Below are 11,032 nucleotides of genomic sequence, written 5' to 3'. Positions count from 1 at the left end.
GCAACAGGGAACAGGGAACAGGGGGAATAAATTGCCGTTTGCGCAAGCATTCCGTAGGAATCATATAAGACTTCTAGCTCTTTTGCCCCTACTACAATTTGTAAATATACCAGCGCTCATTGCTATAATAGGGAAGATAGATTTAGTTTTCAATTGTACCTCACCATCCTCAAAAGTGCTGTAAATCCCCGACTTCTAAAGTCGTTTAATTTTAATAGGGGTTGCCCCTTCTAAAAAGCTGACTACTAAATGCCAATCAGCTGTTTGCGCAGCATTCTGTCAGGAAACGCTTTTTAAGTGCTTTAATTAAAAAATTATTTGTGCATCAAAATCTTCTCCATTATTTTGTTTCCAATACCAATAAGAGATCGTAGTCCTCAAAGCATCTTCCAAATCTTGAGAACAGTAATAAATTGCTTCTTCTACTTCTGAATTTTAAAAATATACACCTATGTTAGTCAAAGCAGAAGCATACTTTTTAATTATTTTTTGGATACCTTCATCTAAATTGCAAATAAAGCAAAATTTTGCCTCCATTTTATAAACAAGATAATTAATTTGCACAACTAAAAGGGCAGATTTTAAGTATTATTTTCCCCTCTTAATTGGCATCCAATTATTTGATATTATTTTGTACTTTTTCTTTTGGGTTTAATATCAAATCCGATAGCATCGGTGTTATTCAGTGTTAAATATATGTACGGGTGAACGGCCGTTCACCCCTACTCCCCTACTCAATAAAATGTAGAAAAATTTTTGAGAAATGGTATATTAATTCCGGTCTAGACGGTGTTGACAATTAGTTGAGGTTTGTAGACAAGAAGTGGCTTGTCGAAGACTATCCCCATCCACTTCTTCCTTCTTCCTTCTTCCTTTTTTCTTCCTTCTTCAAGACTTAATTAGGGTTTGCTGAAAAAGTCTTTTTTAAGGAGTAGGGGAGTGGGGGAGTAGGGGAGTAGGGGAGTAATTTTTGGGCTACTATCCTGCCCAAAATGCTGACTTTTTGAGCATAAAGAGCTAAAAACTAGGTACTTTTTCCAGAGCTAAAAAGGCTAAAACCTTGATCTATAAATGCTTTGATATTTAATCAGCAAGCCCTAATTACTCATTCTCAGGTGATGGAGAAACTTCTACTTCTTGCTCATTTATTGGTGAAGAAATAGACTCTTGATCCTGTTGACTTTCTTCTGTCATAACTGGCTGTTCTGATTCTTCTTTTTCCGAACTTACAGGAGACTCAACTGCTTCTTTCTCTTCTATAATATTAGACAATTTTACATCATTAAATAAAGGTCGATTAAAAGCACCTATCTTAAAACCTTCAACATCTGAACTACTAACATAACTCCACATCCAACCAGGACTATAAAGTGGCATCATCACTGCATTTTTCAACAAATATTTCTGAACTTCTATAACTTTTTCTTGTCGTTCTTCTAAATTAGTTGTAGTTCGCATTTCTGTTAGTAATGTATCCAGTTCATCACTGTGATAACCCCCCATCCAACCAGGAGAATGCCACAATGTATAAAGAAAATCTGGGTCATACCAAGACCACCCCATCATATCAATAACACCATTACCTTCTGTTTGACTATTTTCCTGTTTTATTCTGGCATTAAGAGTACCAATATCCATTGTTTCTAACTTAGTTTTGATTCCCACTTCTTCTAGTTGAGTTTGAAAGTTTTCTATTACTTTTTGACGGTTACCTCCTTTCCAGGTTAAAAGAGTTATTTCTAATGGTTGATTCTCACTATAACCAAGTTCCTCTAATAAAAATTTTGCTTCTTCTGGGTCTGGTTTAATACTAAACTCGGAACAAAGTTTTTCATCACTGGGAAACATCACATCTGCGATCGCGCATTCGGAAGGTTTAACTAAACCTGCAAATACTTCCTCCGTTGCTTTTTTGGGATCTATGGCATAAGTTACTGCTTGTCTTGCTCTATCATCATCAAAGGGAGGTCGAGAAGTAACGAACTCTAAAAATACTATTTGACCAGTATTTTCAGCAGTATGAAGTTTGAATTTTGAGTCTTCCTTGAGAGCAGAAATTTCTTCTAGTGGAGGTTCAGTTAAATGAATTTCTCCAGACTTGAGTGCTGCTAAACGTGCTTCCCTTTCTGGCATAGTTTTAATTATCAATTTTTTGATGTAAGGTGTACCAGAATTTTCTACTTGTCGCCCATAATTTTTGTATTCTGGGTTAGACTCCAGTACAAGTTGTTCTCCTTGAGTCCACTCAGTAAATTTGAATGGACCTGTACCTATTGCTCCTTCTATGCCAAATTTGTTGTTATAGGTTTGAATGGCAGAAGGACATATCATGCTGGAGTAAGGATCGGCGAGAAAGCGGAGAAAGGGGCTAAAAGCTTCAGACATTTTGACTGTAACTGTGAGGTCGTCTACAACTTCGACGGTTTCTATTGGTCCCCAACTGTCTTTGGTGTAGTTTTCTGTCTCAGGGTCGATCGCTCTGTCAATAGTAAATTTGACCGCTTTAGCATCAAAGATTGTGCCGTCATGGCATTTGATATTTTCGTTGAGTTTAAAGGTATATTCTTGGCCATTATTGCTGACTGACCATTCTTTGGCTAGGTTTGGTTGGATTTTACCTTGGTCATCGAAGGCCAAAAGTGTGTCGTAGATTTGATCGATTATTTGTCTGGATAATGGTGATGTTGATTTGTGGGGGTCGAGGGTGTCGGAGTCACTGTAGCGTGCCCAAACGAGGGTACCTGGTTCGGGGATGGTTGGTGTTTCTGAGGTTGTTTTGGTGCTTTGGTTGTTGTTGCAGGCGATCGCTAAGGTGGCAACTATTGATGCTACTGCTATGAAACGCCAAATTTTTTGATGAGTTAGTTTCTTGAAAAAATTGTTTAGGGAAAACATTATTAGAATATTAATTTTCTTTTAATTTAGCGAGCAAAATTTATAATCACATCACAAAATGTGCTGTATATTTTTCGATTTTTAGTTAAACTTTTAGACTTGACTATAGCAAGGAACGAGTTGGCATTTGACTTATGTTGATGATGAATCTTAGACAGAGAAATTCTTTTCTATTGCCTGTTACCGAAAAATTAATAATTAATAATTATTAATTAAATAATTCAGCTTACTCTGCCTCCCCTTTCAAGGGGAAAAAAGCGGTTGAGGGATGGCGAGGTCCCCTCGCCATATCCAATCAACCAAGACAGCGGTCGTTCGCGACAGCGGAACGGAGTTCTATCTTCGTAGCTTCCCGAAGGGTGGGATGGCGTTTGCTACCGCAAAGCTTTCCGTTCCGGAATGCTACCGCAAACGCTAACAGCGGAGCAGGTCTGTAAGAACGGGTCTCCTCGCTGTCCTCCAATCGACCAAGAGAAGAAATAATATTTCCTGATATTCCATTCCGTAACGGTTTTAACCAGAGGTAATTATCCATTATCCATTATCCATTATCCATTATCCATTATCCATATCCATTATCCATTAATGAACTGTTCCCTGTTCCCTGTTATACAATGGGTTAAGTTTTGTTAAAGTATAGAATGTAAACTTCATTAATAATATTAGGTAAAACTTTGTTAGACGAACAGGCGAAGAAAACAATATTGCGTAAGATTCCTCACGGATTATACATCTGTGGTGTTAAAGATGGTGAGGAAGTTAATGGTTTTACAGCTAGTTGGGTAATGCAAGCATCTTTTACGCCTCCCCTAGTTGTTAATTGTGTAAATAAAGATTCTAAATCCCATGCCATGATTAAGGCTAGTGGGGTATTTTCTCTGAGCTTTTTAGCAGCAGAACAAAAAGATTTAGCTCAACAATTTTTCAAACCTCAACGTCGTGTGGGAAATAAATTTGAGGATATAGAATTTTATCTGGGAGAAACTGGATGTCCAATTATTTCAGATACTCTTGGTTATGTGGAATGTAAAGTTGTTGGTGCTGTGGAAGAAGGTGACCATACTGTATATGTAGGAGAAGTAATTGCTGCAGGTGTACATCGTGAGGGAGACCCTCTATTGTTAGAAAGTACAGGTTGGAATTATGGTGGTTAATTGTCATATATCAGGACTTACGCAAGTTTACCTTGAAAACGCCATATGTAGGGGCGAATGGCATTGGCCTTCTCAATTTATTGTCCGTGCGTAAGTCCTGATATATTAATTAGCACTCAGCGATCGGCTTTTTGATGTTTATGAGTGCTATATAGATATAGTTTTGATGAATAGCTCTTTAGCTCATATCTACTAGATTAAGCTATAACCATTTTTTTTTGTTAATTATTGCTTTGCCGATTAAATCTAAAAGCATTGACATATAAAGACAAGTGCCTTTTTGGGGTATTTCAAAAGTGCAAAAGTTTCAGCTCTTCATGCTCAAAAATTTGATATTTTAGGCGCATAGTTGGGCCGAAAAATCATTCTTACAATTCTTACTCCTACCTCCTCTAAATTCTCCTGTCTCCTGTCTCCTGTCTCCTGTCTCCTAACCCCTACTAAAAGACTTTTTCAGCAAACCCTAATTATTGATTGATTTATGCCACTAATTAAAGTTCAAACTTCTGTTTCTCAACCAGAAAAAGATAAAATTGACAGCCTCTTAAAAAACCTTTCCTCTGGCATGGCGAAGCATTTTGGCAAACCAGAATCTTATGTAATGACTACTTTTGAATCAGATATTCCCATGACTTTTGGTGGTAGTAGTGATGAACCTGTCTGCTACATGGAGATTAAGAGTATTGGTAGTATGAACCCTCAGCAAACAAAGGGGATAAGTCAAGATTTTTGTCAACAAATTAATCAGGCTTTAGGCGTACCAAAAAATCGAATTTATATAGAATTTTCTGATGCTAAAGGTTCGATGTGGGGCTGGAATAGTTCCACATTTGGTTGAGTTTTCTACCTTTTTTCAGAGAATTATATAGGGTAGTTTTAACTAATAATTTAGAGTGACTAAATTATTAATAACTATTGTTAAAACTGCCTTTGTCAAAATATTAAAAATCCGGTTATACTTTTTTGATAAATTTTTACTACAAAAAAATCTGATTAATTGAGGATAATGCTGGATGGCATCGGAGTCAAAAATGTCAAATTCCAGCAAGGTATAGAAATAGAATTTCTACCACCATATTCTCCAGAATTACAACCAGCAGAACCCTGATGGAAATTGGTGGATGAGCCATGAGTAAATCAGTGTTTTGACACTATTGATAAGTCAGAAGAGGAAAGAGTGAAAAGATGTAATATGCTGAGTGAAATGAAAACAGAAATTAAAAATTTAACTAATTATCACTGGCTAAACTTCACCTAAGTATAATGGGGTCTTGAAAACCGGATTTGTTATCAGGAGTCAGGAAGAATAGTTTTTCAGCATTTATTTATATTATGTCTGCATTTGTTAGTAATCAAAAACATCATCTTCTGACTTCAACGGTAAATCTCTCCATACTCCCTGCTCCGGTGCTCCCTTATTGATAAGTATTTAACCACACATAATATTATTGAGTTGAAGCTTGATTTTTAGTCAAAGAGACATTATGGGTAAAGTCTAGAAATATAGTAATTTTAAATAAGAATGAAATACTTTTTCAGCTAAAAGTTTTTCAATGGAAGAAACCCTTGTCTCAATCTAAAACTGAAATGACTATAACTCAAATTCTGCCTAACATTATTTTTTTATCGATGGTATTAATGTCAAGAGATTTTTGAAATCAACTCAATAGGACTACAACATAGTATTACTTTGACAAAATAGGATTGTAAAGCTTCGCCAAAATCAAAAAAATATCTATAGCACTACCCATTAAGATTAGGACAGTTAAGAAACTTCAAAACATTACAGTTAAAAATTTTTGCTCTAGCTGATAGTGGTACTTAGACATTTGATCGTAGGAAAAATGCGTCAAATTCAGTCTAGACAAGGGAATTACGTCGATGCCTTAAAAATGGCTGGAACCCCTGCTTATTCAGGATTTATGCCTTTTTGACGTAAAAGCCTCTGCCCATCTATACTATATTTGATCCTATTTTCTGGCTTTATTTTGTGTAAGTCCCAATAGCTGATACTAAATCCGGTTTAGAAAGAACCGTTATAGCGCTGCGCGCAGGCAACAGCTCATTTGGAACTCATTTGGGGGAATAAAAAGCTGATAATATAAGATTTTAGCTATTGGACACTTCCTGCAATTTGTAAATATGCCAGCGCACATTGCTATATTATGAAGGTAAGGCAGTTATGGTGAGGGCAGAATGCAGAAGGGTTAGAGATTAAGAGCGAAAAACGGACTTTTGATAACCGGATTTGGTATGATAACTGAATGCTTATAGCTGAATGCTTATAGCTGAATGCTTATAGCTATATCTTGAATTTATTTCAGTGTAAAAATCCGCCTAAATCAATCAACAAGGCGGAGTAATTAATTCAAGAAATAATACTTATATTGAATAATTCCTCTAGGAATTTATGGAAATACTTTAACTTACTTTTAACATGGAAGTATTCAATAAATTACATTCTGAATCTTCTGAATGCCAAGCTAAACCATCAAAGGCAATTTTCTCAATCAAACTAGCTAACCGTAATGCTTTAAGAGCTTGTTCTCCTCCAACTGAAGGTTGATTTCCTCCACCCACACAATGAATAAAATGCTCTAACTCTGCATGAAGAGGTTCAATATTGCTAGTATAAACCTTTTCAATTAAACCATCCTGACGATAAAGTACCTGACCATAATCAGTCACATAATCTGCTGTTGTTTGACGATGAATCAGAATTTCATTGTTAAGAAAATCTGCTTCTGTCAAAGAATTTTTACAGTGAGCAACAATAGAACGTAATTTTTTATGTGTCACCTTACTAGCAGTTAAAGTCGCCACAATACCATTGGCAAAACCAAGAGTAGCTGTTACATAATCTAAATTTCCAGAACTAGAAACACTACTTCCACTAGCAGTTAGTTTGACAACTGGAGAAGCAACTAAATCTAGTAACAAGTCAATATCATGGATCATTAAGTCCAAAACTACAGACACATCATTAGCTCGATGAGAATAAGGACTCATCCGATGAGCTTCTAAGGCCAATAAATCTTCAGTTTTTAGGACTTTACTAAGTTCTTGAAAAGCAGGATTAAATCTTTCTATGTGACCCACTTGTAAAATTCGGTTAGCTTCAGCAGCAGTATTTACCAAAAATTCGGCCTCGGCGATACTAGCAGCAATAGGCTTTTCCATTAAGACATGGACTCCTGCTTCTAAGCAAGTCATTCCTACAGCGTAATGCTGAAGAGTGGGAACTGCTACACATACAGCATCAACATGAGGTAAAAGGTCTTTATAATCCTCAAAAAAACGAACTTGATATTTACTAGCAGTGTCGAGTCCTCTTTCCACATTAATATCTGCAACACCGACTAATTCTGTATCTTTGAGCAAATTTAGGACACGGGTATGATGCTGTCCCATATTACCAACCCCAATAACTCCTACACGAAGAGATTCTGGTTGACTATGTTTAGTAAAAACGGATGAATATACTTTAGACATTCTATTTAGCACTCCTAGATTCTCCTCCACCACACCTAATTTAGAGTAAGGTAATAGGTTTTTTGTTCAGTCTTTGCAAATTTATCTTATATTTGCTCACTGGGGCTAGTGCTATAACATTCTAAGTAGGTGGCGTTAAAAATTATTGTGATGAAAAAGTAGGTAGGGAATCTGTCCTATTGACGACGTTCATCAATTGATAATGGATAATTACCTCTGGTTAAAACCGTCCTTGATTGAATATAAGGAAATATTATTTCTTCTCTTGGTCGATTGGATATGGCGAGGAGACCCGTTCTTGCAGACCCGCTCCGAAGTACGCCATCCCACCCTACGGGAAGCTCCGAAGATAGAACTCCGTTCCGCTGTCGCGAACGACCGCTGTCTTGGTTGATTGGATATGGCGAGGGGACCTCGCCATCCCTCAACCGCTTTTTTCCCCTTGAAAGGGGAGGCAGAGTAAGCTGAATTATTTAATTAATAATTATTAATTACTATACAGTGCAAAGTTCTGGGAATAACTATTGCTAGTCAAGGGTTTCACGGACTCAAGGTTAAAAATTCTCCATTCACAACAGTAGGTGCTGTAAACCTTTCCCAGTAACACTTTCAATCTTGAGAGCCAACTGTTTTTTAGCAGAACTTTGTACTCTCCAGTTAATTATTAATTATTCGGTAAGAGGACAGATTCCAGAAGGGAAGGGCTTTGTTATTTATTTGAGTTGGTAAATTTTCTGAGGTAGTTAACAAAGTCACCAAGTCAGTAGGGGTGGTTTCTGTTCCGGAATACTTTCAGTCCGCAAATGCAAAGCAGAACCTAAACGAGTAATTAGGAGCAAGACAAACACCAAATCACCAAGTCAGTAGTGGTGGTTTCTGTTCCGGAATACTTTCAGTTCGCAAATGCAAAGCAGAACCTAAACGCGTAATTAGGAGCAAGACAAACACCAAATCACCAAGTCAGTAGGGGTGGTTTCTGTTCCGGAATACTTTCAGTTCGCAAATGCAAAGCAGAACCTAAACGAGTAATTAGGAGCAAGACAAACACCAAATCACCAAGTCAGTAGGGGTGGTTTCTGTTCCGGAATACTTTCAGTCCGCAAATGCAAAGCAGAACCTAAACGAGTAATTAGGAGCAAGACAAACACCAAATCACCAAGTCAGTAGGGGTGGTTTCTGTTCCGGAATACTTTCAGTTCGCAAATGCAAAGCAGAACCTAAACGCGTAATTAGGAGCAAGACAAACACCAAATCACCCGCACAGAAGTTGTTTTTGTCACGGGTTCCCTTGCAGATATATCCTCTAAAGGACTTTGCTACCAGGTGCGTCTGTAACACTCCGCGGGGTCGCACCGCTGTTCCCTGTATCGTGACTGTAGCAATATTTTATCTTTGATTTTGCGGGTTTAATACCCCACCGTCAGTTGCGGTGCTTAAAATTGCTTGGGGTTATAAGACACGAAGTGGCTTGTCGTTGACTATCCATCAGCAATTTTCCCCTCAGGGGTTGCACATTCTGGAATGATATTGCCAAAAATTAGTTTAGACTTTGACTAAAAATAACCATTAATTAATCATTCTAGCAATTGATTAATCCATAATCCAATTCAATCAAAAATCTCAAATCATTCGTCGCTGTGCAACGCCTCCCCTCAGTGCAAGATGGCAGAAATAACTAACCAGTTACAAAATTCTAAAAGCCTTACCAATCAATACTTTTGACTTTTGACTTTTGACTTCCGCGTAGCGGCACTCAGCTCCCGCAGCTCCCGCTGCCTTCTGCCTTGTTCAAGCAATTGGTATAAAAATTAGTATGTTATTAGTATAACTATTACTATACTTGAAAAGTATACCAAAATATAAAGAAAATATTACGATTTTCCAAATTTACTAAAGCTGTATGAAATAATTGAACCTAATAAACATTAAATTGAGGCCAGCAAATATAAAGGCCTTAAATATAAAATTCTGAAAACACCAATCTCTTGTTTATTAAGGGTTTGGTGTTTTCTAATTTTGAGGTAATTTCTAAGAATCGAAGCAATCAAAAATTAGTTCAATATTTTTCGATGACAACAATAGTAATTAAAATAGGTACTTCCAGTCTGACTCGTTCTGAATCGGGAAATTTGGCCTTATCCACAATTGCTAGCTTGATCGAGACTATTGCCAATCTACGTTCTCAGGGACATCGAGTAGTTTTAGTTTCTTCTGGAGCAGTTGGTGTAGGTTGCGATCGCTTAGGACTAAGTGAAAAACCTCGTAATATTTCCATCAAGCAAGCAGTAGCAGCAGTGGGTCAAGGAAGACTAATGCGAGTTTACGAAGATTTGTTTACATCTTTGCGACAAACAATGGCCCAAATATTATTGACTAGGAGCGAGCTTGCACGACGTAGTAGTTATGTCAATGCTTACAATACATTTCAACAATTGTTACGAATGGATGTAGTCCCAATTGTGAATGAAAATGACACTACTGCTGTGGAAGAACTGAAATTCGGGGACAACGATACTCTATCAGCTTTAGTTGCTGGTCTAGTAGAAGCTGATTGGTTATTTATATTAACCGACGTTGACAAGTTATATTCTGCCGACCCTAGAAATAATCCAGATGCTTTACCCATTACCTTAGTAGAGCGAATAGAACAACTCGAAGAATTTCAAGTTCAAACTGGAGATTCTGTTAGTGGACGGGGAACTGGTGGAATGATTACGAAAATTGAAGCTGCCAAAATTGCCACAGCAGCGGGAGTGCGAACTGTCATTACTGATGGCCAAATTCCTGCCAATATACAAAAAATCCTAAATGGAGAATCTATTGGGACTCAGTTTGAACCTCAACCACAACCAGTAAATGCCCGCAAACATTGGATTGCCAATATTTTAGTACCTTCGGGCAAGCTGTATCTGGACATGGGTGCAGTTCAAGCAATTTCTGAATCTGGTAAATCTCTACTAGCTGCTGGTATTACTCAAGTAGAAGGAGAGTTTTATCCATCGGATGCTGTAGAACTATGCAATCAAGAAGGTGGGGAAATAGCTAGGGGACTTGTGAACTACAGCAGTACTGAATTGCAACAAATTCTGGGTTATCGTTCAGAAGATATACCTGATATTTTGGGCTATACAGGATCTGACACAGTAGTACATAGAGATAACCTTGTAATTAAATGTTAACAGCCTTGTCATTAAATGTTAACAGCCTTCTCCTGACGGAGACGCTGCGCGAACGACTGGAAGTCAGTCCTCAAGAGGACCGAGTCAGTAGAATTTTTTGGCTTTGCTCATCGGATGGAAGCCTTATGGGGTATAGAAACCATTTGATAGCTATATAATTATGGTAGTCAAGTATTTTCGCACATCAATAATTTTGAGGAAAAATCTGAAGAAGGAGTGTTGAATTTTTTGTATTATTTCTCCCCACATCTTCCCTCTTAACGGAATAATTAAGGTAAAAATCCTCTCCTTTAAAGGAGAAACAAGCGGTCG

The 11,032-nt window shown here is 37.4% G+C and carries 6 protein-coding genes and 1 pseudogene; 4 read left to right on the top strand and 3 right to left on the bottom strand.

From position 1 onward, the window contains the following. Positions 1-1,101: 1,101 nt before the first annotated feature. Positions 1,102-2,895 (bottom strand): ABC transporter substrate-binding protein, encoded by a 1,794-nt coding sequence (locus F6K18_RS19190; RefSeq protein WP_287522940.1) that lies wholly within the window; start codon positions 2,893-2,895, stop codon positions 1,102-1,104. A gap of 674 nt (positions 2,896-3,569) precedes the next feature. Between F6K18_RS19190 and F6K18_RS19185 the strand changes: the two genes are divergently transcribed. From F6K18_RS19185 to F6K18_RS37330, 3 genes and pseudogenes are all read left to right on the top strand, one after another. After that, entirely contained in the window at positions 3,570-4,049 is a 480-nt protein-coding gene (locus F6K18_RS19185) for a flavin reductase family protein (RefSeq protein WP_287522938.1), read from the top strand. A 481-nt stretch (positions 4,050-4,530) separates the two neighbouring features. Then, the gene (locus tag F6K18_RS19180; RefSeq protein ID WP_287522936.1) at positions 4,531-4,887 is read left to right on the top strand and encodes a phenylpyruvate tautomerase MIF-related protein; all 357 of its coding nucleotides are present in this window, start codon (positions 4,531-4,533) and stop codon (positions 4,885-4,887) included. A gap of 155 nt (positions 4,888-5,042) precedes the next feature. After that, a pseudogene (locus F6K18_RS37330) lies at positions 5,043-5,151 on the top strand (transposase); the annotation flags it as partial. Positions 5,152-6,470: 1,319 nt separating this feature from the next. On the opposite strand, the gene F6K18_RS19175 reads toward F6K18_RS37330, so the two are convergent. Both F6K18_RS19175 and F6K18_RS19170 read right to left on the bottom strand, forming a co-directional pair. Then, positions 6,471-7,541, bottom strand: coding sequence for a Gfo/Idh/MocA family oxidoreductase (locus F6K18_RS19175; protein WP_287522933.1), 1,071 nt, complete (start codon positions 7,539-7,541; stop codon positions 6,471-6,473). Positions 7,542-7,717: 176 nt separating this feature from the next. Then, positions 7,718-7,969 carry a hypothetical protein gene (locus tag F6K18_RS19170; protein WP_287522930.1) on the bottom strand — a complete coding sequence of 84 codons (252 nt, stop codon included), beginning with the start codon at positions 7,967-7,969 and terminating at the stop codon, positions 7,718-7,720. 1,641 nt (positions 7,970-9,610) lie between these two features. Here F6K18_RS19170 and proB point away from each other — a divergent pair. Then, positions 9,611-10,720 (top strand): glutamate 5-kinase, encoded by a 1,110-nt coding sequence (proB, locus tag F6K18_RS19165; protein ID WP_287522927.1) that lies wholly within the window; start codon positions 9,611-9,613, stop codon positions 10,718-10,720. Positions 10,721-11,032 lie beyond the last annotated feature (312 nt).

It is taken from the genome of Okeania sp. SIO2C2, from assembly GCF_010692625.1.
In the GTDB taxonomy this organism is placed as follows: Bacteria; Cyanobacteriota; Cyanobacteriia; order Cyanobacteriales; family Microcoleaceae; genus Okeania; species Okeania hirsuta.
This window is presented reverse-complemented; position numbering and strand designations above follow the sequence as displayed.